The organism is Streptomyces sp. WMMB 322 (genome assembly GCF_900090145.1).
In the GTDB taxonomy this organism is placed as follows: Bacteria; Actinomycetota; Actinomycetes; order Streptomycetales; family Streptomycetaceae; genus Streptomyces.
In genome coordinates, this window is the sequence record NZ_FMHI01000020.1 from 1 (window position 1) to 15,964 (window position 15,964).

At 70.6% G+C, this 15,964-nt stretch carries 13 protein-coding genes; 8 read left to right on the forward strand and 5 right to left on the reverse strand.

What is annotated here, in order from left to right:
• Both H180DRAFT_RS24875 and H180DRAFT_RS24880 read right to left on the reverse strand, forming a co-directional pair.
• Window positions 1–3,030 (reverse strand): non-ribosomal peptide synthetase (locus H180DRAFT_RS24875; protein WP_139151437.1); only part of this gene is annotated, 3,030 nt, incomplete at its 3' end.
• On the reverse strand, window positions 3,027–4,304 hold the full coding sequence (locus tag H180DRAFT_RS24880) for a condensation domain-containing protein (RefSeq protein WP_055488387.1): 1,278 nt from the start codon (window positions 4,302–4,304) through the stop codon (window positions 3,027–3,029). The genes H180DRAFT_RS24875 and H180DRAFT_RS24880, both read right to left, overlap by 4 nt.
• A 255-nt stretch (window positions 4,305–4,559) precedes the next feature.
• Here H180DRAFT_RS24880 and H180DRAFT_RS24885 point away from each other — a divergent pair, with 255 nt between their 5' ends.
• A complete protein-coding gene (locus tag H180DRAFT_RS24885; protein WP_055488388.1) occupies window positions 4,560–6,548 on the forward strand; it encodes an amino acid adenylation domain-containing protein in 1,989 nt (662 codons plus the stop codon).
• Window positions 6,549–6,653: 105 nt separating this feature from the next.
• On the opposite strand, the gene H180DRAFT_RS24890 is transcribed toward H180DRAFT_RS24885, so the two are convergent.
• Window positions 6,654–7,868 (reverse strand): cytochrome P450, encoded by a 1,215-nt coding sequence (locus H180DRAFT_RS24890; protein WP_254666174.1) that lies wholly within the window; start codon window positions 7,866–7,868, stop codon window positions 6,654–6,656.
• A 151-nt stretch (window positions 7,869–8,019) separates the two neighbouring features.
• On the opposite strand from H180DRAFT_RS24890, the gene H180DRAFT_RS24895 reads away from it, so the two are divergent.
• From H180DRAFT_RS24895 to H180DRAFT_RS24915, 6 genes are all read left to right on the forward strand, one after another.
• Window positions 8,020–8,880: a thioesterase II family protein gene (locus tag H180DRAFT_RS24895; protein WP_159033605.1), complete on the forward strand. Its 861-nt coding sequence runs from the start codon at window positions 8,020–8,022 to the stop codon at window positions 8,878–8,880.
• The gene (locus tag H180DRAFT_RS24900) at window positions 8,877–9,629 is read left to right on the forward strand and encodes an SDR family NAD(P)-dependent oxidoreductase (protein WP_055488390.1); all 753 of its coding nucleotides are present in this window, start codon (window positions 8,877–8,879) and stop codon (window positions 9,627–9,629) included. The genes H180DRAFT_RS24895 and H180DRAFT_RS24900 overlap by 4 nt, the downstream gene beginning before the upstream one ends.
• 35 nt (window positions 9,630–9,664) lie before the next feature.
• The gene (locus tag H180DRAFT_RS24905; protein WP_055488391.1) at window positions 9,665–10,906 is read left to right on the forward strand and encodes a pyridoxal phosphate-dependent aminotransferase; all 1,242 of its coding nucleotides are present in this window, start codon (window positions 9,665–9,667) and stop codon (window positions 10,904–10,906) included.
• Entirely contained in the window at window positions 10,903–11,664 is a 762-nt protein-coding gene (locus tag H180DRAFT_RS24910; protein WP_055488392.1) for a tryptophan 2,3-dioxygenase family protein, read from the forward strand. Before H180DRAFT_RS24905 ends, H180DRAFT_RS24910 begins: the two co-directional genes overlap by 4 nt.
• A gap of 89 nt (window positions 11,665–11,753) precedes the next feature.
• Complete coding sequence (locus H180DRAFT_RS29585) at window positions 11,754–11,957, forward strand: hypothetical protein (RefSeq protein WP_139151438.1); 204 nt, start codon at window positions 11,754–11,756, stop codon at window positions 11,955–11,957.
• A gap of 210 nt (window positions 11,958–12,167) precedes the next feature.
• The gene (locus tag H180DRAFT_RS24915; protein ID WP_254666175.1) at window positions 12,168–12,602 is read left to right on the forward strand and encodes a helix-turn-helix domain-containing protein; all 435 of its coding nucleotides are present in this window, start codon (window positions 12,168–12,170) and stop codon (window positions 12,600–12,602) included.
• Between the two features lie 50 nt (window positions 12,603–12,652).
• On the opposite strand, the gene H180DRAFT_RS24920 is transcribed toward H180DRAFT_RS24915, so the two are convergent.
• Window positions 12,653–13,852 carry a cytochrome P450 gene (locus H180DRAFT_RS24920; protein WP_055488394.1) on the reverse strand — a complete coding sequence of 400 codons (1,200 nt, stop codon included), beginning with the start codon at window positions 13,850–13,852 and terminating at the stop codon, window positions 12,653–12,655.
• A 149-nt stretch (window positions 13,853–14,001) separates the two neighbouring features.
• Between H180DRAFT_RS24920 and H180DRAFT_RS24925 the strand changes: the two genes are divergently transcribed.
• Window positions 14,002–15,219, forward strand: a complete 1,218-nt coding sequence (locus H180DRAFT_RS24925; RefSeq protein WP_055488395.1) for a cytochrome P450 — start codon at window positions 14,002–14,004, stop codon at window positions 15,217–15,219.
• Here H180DRAFT_RS24925 and H180DRAFT_RS24930 read toward each other — a convergent pair.
• Window positions 15,183–15,956, reverse strand: a complete 774-nt coding sequence (locus H180DRAFT_RS24930) for a 4'-phosphopantetheinyl transferase family protein (RefSeq protein ID WP_055488396.1) — start codon at window positions 15,954–15,956, stop codon at window positions 15,183–15,185. The two genes, H180DRAFT_RS24925 and H180DRAFT_RS24930, sit on opposite strands and share 37 nt — an antisense overlap.
• Window positions 15,957–15,964 lie beyond the last annotated feature (8 nt).

Below are 15,964 nucleotides of genomic sequence, written 5' to 3' on the forward strand. Positions count from 1 at the left end.
TTCGCCGAGTTCGATGCGGTGGCCGCGGATCTTCACCTGGTGATCGGTACGGCCGAGGAACTCCAGAATCCCATCAGGGTGATAACGCCCCTGATCCCCCGTCCGATACCAACGCCGACCCTCAACCACCGGAAAACACTTCGCCGTACGCTCCGGATCATTGCGATAACCACGGGCCACCCCGTCCCCGCCGATCCACAACTCACCCGGAACCCAGTCCGGCCGGTCCCGACCCTGACCATCCACCACCCGATAACACTGATTCGGCAACGGCAGACCATACGGAATCGACACCCACTCCGGATCAACCCGCTCCACCTCAAACGCGTTCGACCAGATCGCCGCCTCCGTCGCACCACCCAACGCCACCAACCGCGCCCGCGACGACACCCCCGCCAAACGGTCTTTCAAATCCAGACCGACCCAGTCCCCCGACACCAACACCACCAGCAAACTCGGCAACGCCACCGAATCCGCAGCCGTCAACACCATGTCCAACAACGCCGGCACCGTATTCCACACCGTCACCCCATGAGCACGCACCAACCGCGCCCACACCGCAGCCTCCCGCCGCTCCCCCTCAGCAACAGTGACAACCTGCCCACCCACCGACAGCAACCCGAAAACGTCATACACCGACAGATCGAAATCCAACGCCGAAACCGCCAGCACACAATCCCCGGACCCCACCCCGAACCGCGCATTCACCGCACTGATCGTGTTCGACGCCGCAGCATGCGAAATCTCCACACCCTTCGGCTCACCCGTCGAACCCGACGTGAAAATCACATACGCCAAATCCCCGACCGACGGCACAACAGGCTCCGCCAACGGCACAGCCCCCACCGCCACCCCCAAACCCACAACCTCCACACCAACCGGCCAACCACCAGACCCACAAGACCCAGACAAACCAGAGGAACCAGAGGAACCAGAGGAACCAGAGGAACCAGAGGAACCAGCAGAAGAATCAGCGGACTCAGAGAAACCAGCAGACCCAGAAGAACCAGAAGACCCAGCAGAGACAGAGAATTCGGCAGACCCGGAACCCTCCCCCACCAGCACATGCCGCGCACCCGCAGCCCTCAGAATCCGATCACGCCGCGCCCGAGGCTGATCCACCCCCACCGGCACATAACACCCACCGGCCGCCAACACCCCCAACACCGCAACAACCTGACCAGGACCCTTCGGCACACACACCGCAACCGGATCCCCCCGGCCCACCCCCGCAGACCGCAAACACCCCGCCACCGCCAACGCACGATCCGCCAACTCCCCGTACGTGACCACCTCACCCGCAGACGAACGCACCGCCACCCGCCCCGGCGACTCCACCGCACGCTCAAACACCGGCACATGCAACAACCACGGCTCGAACCCCACCTCCGTCGCATTCACCTCAGCCCGCACCACCGCCTGCCCCACCGGCAACCCCACGGGCAGCGGCTGCGACCAGGCGTCGGCGTCGTCGGCGAGCAGGCGCACGCGTGCGACGAACGCGTCGAACATGGCGGCCGGTACGCCCTCGCAGAAGAGGTTCTCGGCCGTCTCCCAGTTGATCAGCATGCCGCCGTCCTGCTCGACCAGTTGCACGTCGATCCAGACGCCCGGAGTCTGCGAGCTCATCCAGCTCGGCTGGCCGAGCAGCGCACGCGCCGCCGGGTCGAAAAGCTCGCCCTGGCTGAGGGCGCTGGTGAACACGGCTCCGGAACGGTTGATGAGACCGGCCTTCGTGGCCGCCAGGTCCCGCAGGACGGAGGTGCCGCCGTAGCTGGAGTGCGCGGCGTCCCGCCGGTACTGCTCCTGCACGCCACGGGCACGGTCGAGGAACGTCCGGGTGGCATCGGGGCGGACCTCCAGCAGCAGCAGGTCCGTGAAGTCGCCGACCAGGCGGGCGGCGTCCGGGTGGACGGGGAGCCGGTTGAGCACGGGGAGGTTGAGCAGGAAGTGCGGGCTCTCGCTCCAGGCCGCCAGCACATCCGCGTACGCCGTGGCCAGCGCCATGGAGGTCGTCACACGGTGGCCGCGGGCGTGCCGGGCCAGCCGCTCGTAGACGTCCGGAGGCAGCCAGGTGTGGCGCCGCACCGACTCGACCTCGTCGAGCCGCTCGGGTGCCGTGGCCAGGGGAAGCGCGGGCGCCCCCGGCAGGCTCTCGGCGCGGGCGCGCCAGTACTCGACGTCGCGTTCCCGGCGCCGGCCCGACTGCTCGACGAGCCGCAGGTAGTCGCGGTAGTGCAGCTCCAACGGCTGCTCGCCGGCGCGGTCCTCGGTGTAGAGGCGTGCCAGGTCGGAGACGACGATGCCGAAGCTACCGGCATCGCAGACGATCATGTCGATGTCCAGGTGCAGCCGGCAGGTCTTCTCGCCGATGAGGACCAGCCGGGCTTCCAGGCCCCGCCCGTCCTCGATGCGCAGCGTCTGGTGGGACATCAGCGCCCGGATGTCTCCCAGTCGCCTCTCCCGCGCGTCGGCGTCCAGTCCGCGCAGGTCCACCACTTCGTCCAGGCCCCGCACTTCGGGGTGTACCTGCTGGATTCCGTCACCGTCGATCCGGGTCCGCAGCATCGGGTGGCGCTCGCGGAGTGCCCGGACCGCCCGGTCCATCCGGCCGGGGTCGATGTCCTCATCGATGTCGAACTCGAAGTAGAAGTGCGAGCCGGTGCGCAGCGGCATGCCCGGCTGGCGGCTGGACCAGTAGGCGTGCTGCATGGGCGCCAGGCCGAACGCCTCGCTCTCCGCGGGCTTCGCCGGCTCCTGCCCGGCGGACGAGGCGTCTCCCATGAGCCGCGCCCACGCCGTGATCGTGGGCTCCTCGATCAGGTCGCCGAAGGTGACGTCCACGCCGGCGGCCTGCCAGGCAGTCGCCAGAGTCATCACGCCGAGGGAGTCGAGGCCGAGGCCGACGAGGTCCTCGTCGGCTCCGACGTCGGTGGCCGGAACGCCGAGCTTCGCGGCGACTTCCACGCGGATGTCGTCCAGCCGCGGAGCCTGCAGACGCTCTCCCTGGTCGATCTCTCGCTCGATCATGCGGAACCTTCCTTCAGCTCCACGGCGCTGCCGGCCGAAGCTGTGCAGATCTCGACGTACGTGGAAAGAAGCTCGCGGACGAACTCGGAGGAGAACCGGTCGGGGTTGAAGAACAGCAGGATGCGGACCGTGTCCTCGCTCGGTACTGCGACGAGCTCCAGCTCGAAGCGCGTCGCGACCTCGTCGGGGACGAGAACCTCGATGTCCAGGCCGCCGGCCCGGGTGGTGTAGACGGGGTCGGGCATCATCTGGAAGACCACATCGTCCGGCCGCCGGCTCTTGTCGTTCAGCCTCAGCGGCAGCATCTGCAGCGGCATCGCCTGGTGGACGAACGCGTCCATCACGGTGGCGTGGGTGGCCCGCAGATGCGCGGCGAAGTCCGCCCCGGGACGCAGCCTGGCACGCAGCAGCACCATGTTCGCCAGGAAGCCGACGGTGTTGCGGTACTGCGGCGCGCGGTTGGCGAACAGCGTGGCCACGGTCAGGTCGTTGCTGCCGCTGACCTGTTGCAGTGCCTGGTAATAGGCCGTCAGCAGGGCGACGAACAGGGTGCTTCGCTCGCTGCGCGCGAGGGCTTCGAGCGCTTTGACGGTGCCGGCACCGAGCGTGTGCTGCACGAGATCGGTGTGCCGTGCCGCTCCGGGCGTCGCGCGGGACATCGGCAGCGGTGGAAGCGTCAGGTCGCGCAGCTGCGCGGACCAGAACGAGGTGAGCCGCTTCCCCGTGCCGGAGGCCAGGGCCTCCCGCTGTTCCGCCGCGAAGGCCGAGTAGGGGGTTGCCGCCTCGGGGACGGGCTCGTCCGCGGGCCGGTCCAGCGCGGCGCACAGATCCTGAAGGATCACGCGGCAGGACCACGCGTCGGTGACCATGTGATGCATGTTGAAGCAGAGCACGTGATGGTCGGGGGCGAGCCGCCACAGTGTGAGCCGCACCCCGCTGTCCGTCGGGTCGATACGGGTGCCGAGCTCGGTGCTGACGGCGTCCCCGACCGCCGACTCCGGGTCCGGCTCCCCGGAGAGGTCGACCGTGTGCAGCCGGGGTGAGGCGCTTTCGGCGACCCTCGCCCTGAGCCGGCGGCCTCCCCCGGTGAACGTCGTCCGCAGCGCCTCGTGCCGCGCCACGACCTCGGCGAGGCCGGCGCGCAGCCGCGCCACCTCGAGCGGTCCCCGGATACGGCACAGGGTCGGGCAGTTGAGGGCTCCTTCCTCGCCGCGGTAGCGGTCGAGGAACCAGAGCAGGGACTGACCGATGGAAGGCTGGGATTCGACTGCCACGGACGCAACGTAGTCATGCGGGCGCCCGGTTCCTCGGGCCGATGAAAGAAAGGTGCGAGGACTTCCGGGCCCGGGCCGGACCGCCCGGCTGCTCCTTCACGAACCTGTCGTCGCTGCTCACACAGGTGCGGCCGAGGCGCCATCGTGGGGGCCGAGTGCGTCGGAGGCCGCCGCCGGTCATCTGTCGCCGCGCTGCGACAGCGGACGGCGGGGGACGGCAGGCGCGGCTGCACCGGAGGATCTCGGAGGTGTGCGATGGGCGGGAGTCCGTTCGAGTACGACGGGGCCGGATACGCGGTGCTGCGCAACGACCGCGGCCAGCGCTCGCTGTGGCCCGAGGGGCAGCCGGTTCCTGCCGGTTGGCACGTCGAGCGCGGGCCGGTCGCACGAGCCGAGGCGTGCGCTTTCGTCGAGCGCGTCTGGCCCGATGTGTGCGCCGTGGCCGGCCCGCCCCCGGAACTGCCCACACTGCCGGAGCAGTTCGCGCGGGTGGCCGCCGATCACCCGCGCGAGATCGCGGTCGAGGCCCGGGGCGAGGTGCTCTCGTACGAGGAGCTCGAAGCGCGGGTCCACCGACTGGCCAGAGTGCTGCTCGCCCGCGGGCTCACGGCCGGTTCCATGGTCGGGCTCTCCCTCGCCCGTGGCGCCTGGCAGCCTGTCGCGGCTCTCGCCGTCGCCGCGGCCGGCGCCGCCTACGTACCGCTTGATCCGACCTATCCGCGCGCCTGGATCGAGCACGCGGTCAGTGACGCGGGGCTGGACTGTCTGCTGCGCAGCGGCCCGCACGACGCCCCCACGGACACGGTCCCGGTCCTCGACCTCGACGACCCGGGCGTGCGGAGCAAGATCTCCGCCGAGGCGTCCCACCCGGTCGCGCCCGAGGAGCGTGTCCGGCCGCTGACGGCCGACGATCCGATGTACGTCATCTACACCTCCGGCTCGACAGGGGTGCCGAAAGGCGTCGTCGTCCCCCACGCGGGCATCGCGGATCTGGTCGCGGCCCAGCGGCGGTGGATCGGTGCGGGACCGGGGGACCGGGTGCTTCAGTGGGCGTCGTTCAACTTCGACGCCGGCTTCTGGGACATGACCCTGGCGCTGCTCTCCGGGGCCACCCTGGTGCTCACCGACGAGCGGGACGTGCTGCCCGGCGACGACCTGCACCGCACTCTGCGGCACCGGCGCATCAGCCACGCCGTGCTGCCTCCGGTCGCCCTCAGCCTCACGGACAGCACCGGCGTCCTCGACGGCGGCGTGCTGCTTTCCACGGGGGACGTCTGCACGCCGGCGCTCGTACGCACGTGGGCGCCGAACCGCCGTATGTACAACGGCTACGGCCCGACCGAGATGACCGTCGGAGTCACGATGGCCGGCCCGGTGGACCCCGACGCCCCGATCAGCATCGGACGCCCCTGGCCGGGCAACGAGGTGCGGGTGCTCGACGACGATCTGCTCCCCTGCGCGCCCGGTGAGGAGGGCGAGTTGTACCTGGTCGGCTCCGGCGAGGCTCTGGGCTATCTGAACCGGCCGGGGCTGACCGCCGAGCGGTTCGTCGCCGACCCGTTCGGTGCGCCCGGTGCGCGCATGTACCGCTCCGGCGACCGCGGACACCGGGCGGCGGACGGCGAGCTGTTCTTCTCCGGCCGGGCGGACCAGCAGGTCAAGGTGCACGGCTACCGCATCGAACTGGGCGAGATCGAGGCGGCGTTGGACTCCTGCCCGGGAGTGGCTCTCAGCGCGGTGGTGGTGAGCGGCTCGCTCGACTCGGCTCGTATGACGGCGTACGTCGCGGCGCACCGCGGCAGCAGCCCCGAGGAGGCAGGTCTCCGGCGGCGGCTGGCGCGGAGGCTGCCCGCGCACATGGTGCCCACGGAGATCGTGCTGGTGGAGTCGCTGCCGACGACGAGCAACGGCAAGGTCGACCGCCGTGCCCTGGCACGGCTCGGCGTATCGCGGGGGCCGGTTCCCGAGGGGGCCCGCGCGGCCGCATCCGATGAGCCCGCCGGAACCCCCAGCCCCGTCGACGAGGACGAACGCCTCGTCGCGCTGTGCGAGTTGGCGGCACGGGTGCTGCAAGTCCCGGCGATCGGGGCGCACGAGAACTTCTTCGACCGGGGCGGTCACTCCGTCCTCGCCGTCAAGCTCTCCCGCAGCGTGCGGGACGAGTGGGGGCTGGCGCTGCCCGTCCGCGCGATCATCGAGAGCCCGACGATGGCCGACCTGGGCAAGCACCTCCAGGCCTCGTAGCGGCTGCCGCTCCGGTGGCGCGGGCGCGGCCGCGTACGCCCGCGCCACCGGCCGTGGGCGTCCCCTCAAGCGTGGGCGTCGCCCGTCAGCCGTGGACGGCGCCCGTCAGCCGAGCGCGAGCTGCAGGCCCGTGTATCCGTAGAGGAAGGTGCTGTAGACGCGACGCGGTCGGGCAAGCACCTCGATCGTGCGCGCGCGGCGGAGGAGCGAGGTCAGCACGGCGGTGAGTTCAAGCCTGCCGAGGAAGGCGCCCAGGCAGAAGTGCGGCCCGTGGCCGAGGGCGACGTGCGGGTTGGGGTGTCGGCCGACGTCGAAGGTGCGCGGCTGGTGGAACACCTCGGGGTCGTTGTTGGCCGAGATGTTCCACAGGCTCACGATGTCCCCGGCGCGGATGTGCTGTCCGCCGATGCGCAGGTCGCAGGTCGCGGTGCGGGCGAAGTGCATCGCGGGCGTGATCCAGCGCAGCACCTCCTCGACGGCGGTATCGATCCCTGCGGAGCCTGCCGTGAGGCGGTGCCACTGGTCGTCGTGGCGGCCGAGGGCGTCGAGCGCCCCGATGAGCGACATACGGGTGGACTCCTCGCCGCCGAGAATGAGGCTGTAGCAGTTCAGGGCGATCTCGTCGTCCGAAAGCCGCTCGCCCTCCACGAGCGCGCCGGCGAGCAGGCTGATCACGTCGTCGCCGGGCCGCCGCTGGCGCTCTCGGGCCACGTCGACGAAGTAGTCGATGATCTCGTTGCGGGCTTCCAGGGCGTCGACCGGGTCGGCCCGGTCGTCGAGGAAGGACAGGGTGCGCTTGTTCCACGCCAGCAGGTCCGGGCGGTCGGACTGGGGCAGCTCCAGCAGGTCACAGATGGTGTTGATCGGAAGCACGTCGGCGACCGCGGCCGCGAAGTCGAAGGAGCCGGCTCCCACGACGTCGGCCACCAGGGCGTCGGCGCGGGCCATGACCTGCTTCTCGAGCCGGCGGATCAGCCGGGGCGAGAACGCACGCAACAGCACGCGGCGCAGATCCCGGTGGCGGGGCCGGTCCATGACGGCAAGCATCCGGCCGCCCGCCGAATCTCCTCCCCGCAGCAGCACGTCGAGGACGGTGCCACGGGCGGAACTCAGGCGCGCCGCGTCCTTGTAGGCGGCCAGTACGTCGGCGTGCCTGGCCACCGACCAGAATCCTGGTCCGATCGGTGACTCGTGCCAGGCGACCGGGGCTCTGCCGCGCATCGACTCCCAGTAGACGTACGGGTCGTTCTCCACCATCGCGGCGGGATCGGTCAGATCCAGCGGCGAAACCGATCCGGCTGTCGCTCTCTCCGGCACCACGCGATCCTCCTCCGGCTCGAACGGGCCCACCCCAGGAGCCTGGCAAGGGTGGTGGACCGCGGTGCGCGCGATGAATGAAAGGAGAAGGATTCCGTTGGGCCGTCCCTGACACATGCCATCGTCGAGGGCCATCGAGGGAGCGGAGGCCGGCATGGAAGCGGGCACGTGGGTGAGGCACTTGGAGCCTCGCGGCGTCGCTGCACGGCAGCGCGGGGCGACCCGCGGTGCGGGCTCCGCGGAAAAAGCTCGCCGGAACCGGACCCTCCTCGTCTGCTGTCCTCATTCCGGCGGCTGGGCCGACAGTTTCGTCCCCTGGCGGGAGCCCGTGAGAGCACTCAACGAGGCCGGTCCGGCCGCAGTCGGACTCCTGGCGGTCCAGTACCCGGGACACGGTGACCGGGGATCGGAGGAACCGGCGGCGGACGTGCGGGCGATGGCGGCGGCGATCAGCGCGGAGCTCGCCGGCCTGGATCCGGCACGGACAGTGCTCTTCGGTCACAGCTTCGGGGCGATGGTGGCCTACGAGACGGCGCGCAGGCTGGAGTCCGCGGGAGCGCCGCCCGCCGTGCTGGCCGTCAGCGGCGCGCGCGCCCCCGGCGACCCGGCGGCACCGCGCGGGGAGGCGGGCCTTCCGGACGCGCAGCTCTGGCGGCGTGTGACGGAACTGGGCGGCATCGACCCGCTGCTGGCCGACGACCCCGAGCTGCGTGAGCTGGTGCTGCCCGCTCTCCGCGCCGACATCACCGCCCACGAGCGGTACGCGGCCGCGCCCGCCGGAACCGTCGGGGTCGACATCCGGTGCTATCTCGGCGCCGACGACCCGCTCGCCCCCGAGGACGCCGGCGCCGGGTGGGCGGCGCGCACCACGGGCAACCTCGTGGTCCGGGTGCGCGGCGGGGGGCACTTCCACCACGTCGAGCGTCCCCGCGAACTCCTCGCCGACCTGCTGGACGGTCACCTCGGCAGGCCCGGCGCCGACCAGCCCGTAGCACTGCCGGGGCCGGTGGCATGAGCGCGGCGGTCCCCTGGTCCGGGCAGCGCGTCGTCGTCACGGGCGGCGGCTCGGGCATCGGGGAGGCGATCGTGCGCAAGGCCGCCGGGCTGGGCGCCACGGTCCTGGCGGTGGGCCGGCACCGGGGCAGGCTGGCGCGGGTGGCCGAGAGTTCCGGCTCGCGCGTGCACGTCCACGTCTGCGACGTGACGCAGCGGGGGGCAGCGGCCTCGGTCGTATCCGCCGCCTGCGAGAGGCTCGGCGGCATCGACGCCCTGGTCAACAACGCCGGGCACGCCCGGTTCGCGCCGCTGGAGCGGGCCGGCCCGGAGGAGTTCGGCCGCATGCTCGAAACCAACGTCGTCGCCGCCGCCGCGCTGATCCGCGCCGCCCTTCCGCAACTCCGCGTCAGTCGCGGGGCTGTCGTCAACGTCTCCTCGGTCGGCGGCGCGCTCGCCATGCCCGGGCGCGCGTACTACGGCGCGAGCAAGGCCGCGCTCAACTCCCTCACCCGTTCCCTCGCCGTGGAGCTGGCCCCCGACGTCCGGGTCAACGCGGTGCTGCCCGGACCGGTGGACACCAAGCTCTGGACGGAGGCCGCCGGGGACGGCGTCGACGCGCTGCGCGAAGGCGTCATCGCCGGCACGCCGATGGGGCGCTTCGGCGAGTCCGACGAGGTGGCCACCTGGGTGTGCCACCTGCTCGACCCCACGGGCGCCGCCTGGGTCACCGGGTCCCTGATCCCGGTGGACGGCGGCAGAACAGCCTGAACGACATCCCTTCAAGCACAGGAGGAGTCCCGATCATGGCGCAGCTGAATCCGGTGTTCCCGGTGGCGTCCTCGATACCGACTTCATGGCTCTACGAGTCCTTTCGGATGGCCAACGAGCGGGAACGCCGGGCTCCGTCCCTGATCAAGCTGAACGTCGGCGAGCCCGCGTTCGGCCCGCCCGAGTCGGTCGGGCGGAGCCTCGCGGAGGCAGTGCTCGACGGCCGGACCCGCTACATCGACGTGCAGGGGCTGCTCCAGCTGCGGGAGGCCCTCAGCGAGAAGCTCGACACCGTCAACGGTATCGACGTCCCTCCTGACCGCCTCTTCGTCACCCCGGGCTCGTGCCAGGGCCTCGTCTCCCTCATGCGGAGCATGGCCGAACCGGGCGCGGAGATCCTGCTCCCGGAGATCCACTGGCCGGTGCATCTCCAGCAGGCGCTCCTGGCGGGACTGCGGCCGGTGTTCTACGGGCTGGACGACGCCCTCGCACCCGACCCGGAGTCGATCCGCAGCGTCTCCACCGCGAACACCCGCGTGCTTCTGCTGAACTCGCCGTCCAACCCGGCCGGTGCGCTGCTGCGGCCCGAAGTGCAGGCGACGCTCTATCAGTTGGCCTCCGAGCGGGGATGGCAGATCATCAGCGACGAGGCGTACGAGGACTTCGCCTTCGAGTCGCCGCACGTGTCGATCGCCGCTCTGGAACGCGACACGGCCCCGGCGCGGCGACGGGTCAGCACCGTCTTCACCTTCTCCAAGGGGCTGGCGATGACGGGGTACCGCCTCGGCTACGTCGCAGTCGCCCGTCCCGAGATGTGCAGCGCGATGCGGATGGTCCAGGAGTCCAGCATCATCGCGCCGTCCGCCCCCATCCAGTACGCCGGGCTGAGCGCGCTCCAGGCACGGGAGGCGCTCGCCGGGAACCACGCGTACGTGCGGAACAACCGGGACAGCGTGCTGCCGACCCTGGTGGACGCCGGCCTCCTTCCGGCGCTCCCGGGCGGCGGCTGGTACGCGATGGTCGACGTGTCGGCCAGCGGCCTGTCCGGCGAGGAGTTCGCCGCCGAGCTGATGGAGAGCGAGGACGTCGCGGTGGTGCCGGGCAGCGGATTCTCGGCACGCCCCGAGTTCGCCGCGGACGGGACGCTGCGACCGCTCCGCCCCGGAGGCATGGCCAGCCGGCTTGTCCGGGTGGCGTTCTGCGTCGACCACGACCAACTGGCCACCGGTGTGGAGCGCCTCGTGGCACTGGTCGAGAGGAAGGGAAGCAACACATGACCGCCGAGGTCTCCTATCAGGACTACCTCAGAGTGGACGAACTGCTCGCGCTTCAACGTCCGTTCACCGCGCACGGGGACGGCGGGGGCGTCGGGGAGACCGGTCACACGGCGCTGTCCGAGCACTTCTTCATCATCTGTCACCAGACGTGCGAGCTGTGGCTCAAGCAGATCCTGGCGGACCTGTCGGCCGTCGTGGGGGCGTTCTCGACGATGCGCCCCGCCGACCTGGAGCGGGCGGTCGACCTGCTCTACCGGGTGGGCGGGCTGCTGCGGCTGCTCCACGAACAGCTGGTCGTGCTGGAGCAGTTGGACGTGGAGGACTTCGCACAGTTCCGGCAGTTCCTGGGCTCGGCTAGCGGCGCCCAGTCGGCACAGTTCCACGAGTTGGAGCGGATGCTCGGGAACGCCTCCCGGAGCGGCACGCTCTACACGGCGTTCGAGCGGGGCGTCGAGCGGACCGGCGGCACCGTGGCCAAGATCGTCGAGGCCGGCGCCGAGGCGGGCACCGAGCACCGGCTCGTCGAGGGGCTCCTGCACGTGGGCAACGGGTTCCTGCGGTGGAAGGTGGGCCATGTGGGCCTGACGAGCCGGATGCTGGGAGGGAGCCCGGGGACGGGCGGGAGTTCGGGCGTGGCGTATCTGGTGGATCGCGCGTCCCTGCCGTTCGGTGAACTGCGCAGGCTGCGCGGCAGAACGCACGAGCGGGTCGCCGCGAGCGGAGTGACGGCGGAAGGTGACATTCCGTCTACCGACTGACGAACGGGCGCAGTCGCTTTATCGGGCTGAAAACAACAGTCCTGACAAGTCCATTGCATACCTGCACCTCCCCACATACGGTGTACCGGGTGGCCGAGACGATATTTCTGGACAGCAACCGAAGCACCGGTCCAGAAGATCACGAAACGGTCATGGACAAGAACGGCGCGACCGGCCCCTTTCGTCGGGCCGGCCATGTAGAGCAATTCTCCACGGTACGGAAGATGTACGGATCCTTTTCGTGGGCCAGCAAATCTCTGGATGAAGCCATTGAGATGCCGTCGCGGGGGTGACATGTTCTACGTTCGGAAAGTGTCCTGCAATCGGGCCGGACTCTGTCCTGGCAGAGCGAAGACCACTGTTCGCTGGCTGCTGCACCAGGTACTCCATACGACCGGAGGGGGAGGTGCCGGCCGAACGGGGCAGCGATGAGTGCGCGAGGGGTCGTATTCCTGCGCTGGCCTGCCCAGAAGCACGAGCGCACACGCTTACGCGAAGCCGGGGTGCCGTCGTTGCTCGTCGTCGAGGGGAGCGCCGTCCCGCCGACCGACATCGCCCCCAGCGAGGACTGGGTCCGTCCGCCGGTTCCGCGCTGCGACATCGAGGCCAGGGTCTCGATGCTCAGAAGGCGCACCGTCGGGGCCGTACCCGTACTGGACCCGACCGGAGTGCTGTACTACGAGGACGAGTCGGTGACGATTTCGAATGCGCAAGTGGCGATGATGCACTGCTTCCTCGCCGAGTTCCGCCAGGTGGTTCCTCGCATGGAATTAAAGGAGGCGCTCGCCGGTATCAATGTGGGGTTCTCCAACAACGCATTGGACCTGCACATTCTGCGTCTTCGAAAACGGATCGCCCCCGTCAGCCTTGAGATACGCACGGTATGGGGCCGGGGATACATCCTGGAGTGGGCCGAAGCCAAGGCCCGTTCCACCTAGAGTCGCAAGGGCGCATCCCCGTACCCGGGAATGCGCCCCTGCGGCGTTTCTCATCCGCCACGCAGGGAAACGGGAATTTCCCGGTAGCCACGGAACGACACGCTGGGCCGTCTGACGATCTCTCCCGCAAGCTGCGGCATTTCGTCCGAATGCGCCAGCCAGTCGACGACCGCGCGGCCCTCGACCTGCGCCAGAGCGGCACCCAGGCAGTGGTGTGGTCCGCCGCCGAAGCTGACGTGCGGATTGGGGTCGCGGGCGATGTCGACCTCGTCCGGCCGGTCGAAGCGTGCCGGGTCGCGGTTGGCCGCGCCGAGCAGCAGGACGAGGATCCGTCCCGGGCGGACGGTCCGTCCCTCGATGTCGACCGGCTCCTTGACGTAGCGGGCCGTCGCCTGGATCGGGGCGTCGTAGCGCAGCATCTCCTCCACAGCGCTCGCCGCCAACTCGGGCCTGGCACGCAGCAGTCGGTACTGACCGGGGTTGCCCAGCAGGGCCGTCCAGATCGTGGAGATCAGGTTGGTCGTCGTCTCGAAACCCGCGAAGAACAGAAAGACGACGTTGTCGATCAGCGTCTCCATGTCGAGTTCCGGGGTCTCGCGCTGCATGGCGAGGAGATTGCCGATGAGGTCGTCGGACGGCCGCAGGGCGTGCTCGTCGATGAGGGTCTTGATGTAGTCACGGAGCCAGCTGACGGCCGCGTGCACTCCCTCCCTCTCCTCGGGCGGCACATAGAGCGCGAACGCCTTGGCCAGCTCCACGGCGTACGGACGTACGGCCTCCCGGTCGACCTCGGGGATGCCGATCAGTTCGCACACCACCGTCACCGGCAGCGGGAAGGCGAGGTCGTCGACGACGTCCATCCGGCCGCGCGCCACGGCCTCGCTCATCAGCTTGTCGACCTGCCCCGCGACGTAGTCGTAGAGCCGGCGCATCAGCGACGGGCTGAAGGAGTGCTGCATGACCCGTCGCCAGAACGTGTGCGTCGGCGGGTCCTGGTCGAGGACGATGCGCTGCAGGAAGTCGTTGGCCGGGCCGGTGCCGTTGGAGAACTCGTGGAACTCCGCGGGGTACTGATGCCCGAGCCGGCGGTCCTTCAGCAGCCGGAACACGTCCGCGTGGTGCGAGACGACCCATTGCCCCGCGGAACCGCGCGCCAGCCGCCCCTCCGAACGGAGCTCCGCGTACACCGGATAGGGGTCCGCGAGGACGCGCGGATCGCGGGAGTCGAACTTCGCCGGGAGTCGTCGCATCGGCGTCTGCCACCTCCACCTTCCGCGTTCGGTCGACTCCGAGAGTGGCAGAGCGGCGGCGGCCGGGCGGCGAACCTGTCGGCCAACCTTCGGCGACGGAGCGGGCGTTGCCCCGCCATGCCTACATTGGCCGCGAAGTGGAGGTGCCAATGCGGACGGACATGCCTCGCTACGTACTCGACGACGCCAAGGACGCGGCGGATCCGTACCCCGTCTACCGGGAGTTGCGGGCGTACGGCCCGGTCTGCCGGGGCGGCCCCGGGCAGTGGGTGTTCCCTCGGCACGCCGAGGTCAGCGCGCTGCTGCGGGACACGCGACTCGGCCGCGAGTACCCCGAGCAGTACCAGGCGCTGTCGATCGGAGAGGGCCCCGCCAACGACTATCTGCAGCGCATCGTCATCAACCGCGACCACACGGCCCACGCGCGGCTGCGGCGGCTGCTGATCAAGGCCCTCAACCCCGCGCTGGTGCGCTCGCTGGCCGGACCCGTCGGCGCGCTCGTCGACCGCAGGCTCGACCACCTCGCGGAGCGCGGGACCTGGGACCTCGTCAGCGACCTCGCCGTTCCCGTCCCGATGTCGGTCATGAGCGAACTGCTCGGCGTGCCCGAGGCCGACCGCGACATGATCGCCCGGTGGTCCGCCTCGCTGGCGCAGGCCTTCGCGGTGTTCATCCCCGACGACAAGCGGCACGAGGCGCACGAGTCGGTCGTCCTGCTGCGCGACTACTTCGCGGGCCTCCTGCGGGAGCGGCGACGCCGGCCGGGCGAGGACCTGCTGTCGCGGATGATCACCGCGGTCCGCGACGGTACCGAGCCGCTGACCGACGAGGAGATCGTCGACAACGCGCTCTTCGTCTACTACGCGGGCTTCGAGACCACCACCAACGCGATCGCCACGGGCGGCCAGGTGCTGCTCACCCAGCCCGGGGCACAGCGCCGACTGCGCGCCGAACCGGGCCTGGTGGGCACCGCGCTCGATGAGTTCATGCGGTACGACGCGCCGATCCCCACCACGTCGAGGCTGGCGCTGGAGCCGATCGAGATCGCCGGCCACACCGTACGCCGCGGCCGGGTCGTGGTGCTGCTGCTGGCCTCGGCCAACCGTGACGAGTCGGTCTTCGAGGACCCCGACCGCGTGGATCTGACCCGTTCGCCCAACCCTCATGTGAGCTTCGGCGGAGGGGTCCACCACTGCCTGGGAGCGGCGCTCGCGCGCGTTGAGGGCGGGGTCGTCTTCGAGCGGCTGATGTCCCGCTTCTCGCACCTGGAACCGGACGGCCCGCCCCGGTGGAATCCCAGCGCCGGCGGATTCCGCTTCCCTTACTGGGCCTACGAGAGCATTCCGGTCGCCGGCCGCCCGTCGTGACCGTCCCGGTCCTCGTCGCGTCCGGCGGGCGGGCGGCCGCCGGGCAGCTCGCCAACGGACGTGGCGATCGCCGCGATCAGGATGCCGCGACGCGCCAGCCAGCGCCCTCGCAGGGCGGGGAAGCCGGCTCCGTCCGCCGCCCGCGGACGGTGGCGGGAGGCGGAGGCGGTGAGCCGGACGGTGAACCCCCGCTCCGGCAGCCGCGGATCGGCGGGGTGGAAGAAGGCCTCGGCCTCGTCGAAGCCGAGCCAGGTGCCCATCACGGGTGACCACACCTTGTAGAACGCCTCCTTGGCGCAGAACAGCAGCCGGTCCCAGCGGACCGCCGGGTCCGCGGACCGCAGTTCGGCGAGGTGGCGCCGCTCCCCCGCCGAGGTGACGTGCGCGAGCACGCGCTCCGGCAGCGGCGCGTCGGGCTCGGCGTCGATGCCCAGCCCGGAGACCGAGGAGTTGGACGCGACGACGGCCGCTCGGTAGCCGCGGCAGTGCGTCAGGCTCCCGACCAGTCCGTGCGGCCAGCTCGGCGCCCCCATCCGGCCGGGCAGCAGCGGTGCGGGCTCGTGCCCCAGGCGCCGTACGCACTGCGCGGCGGCCCACCGCACCGTGGTGAACTCCCGGACGCGCGAGGCGACGGCGCCGTCGACCACCGCGCGCTCCGCAGCGAAGAGCCGGTGCGAGCACACATCACCGAAGACATCGAGCGCGGCGGCCTGCGCCGGCACCAGCTCCTCGACCACGTGCCCGT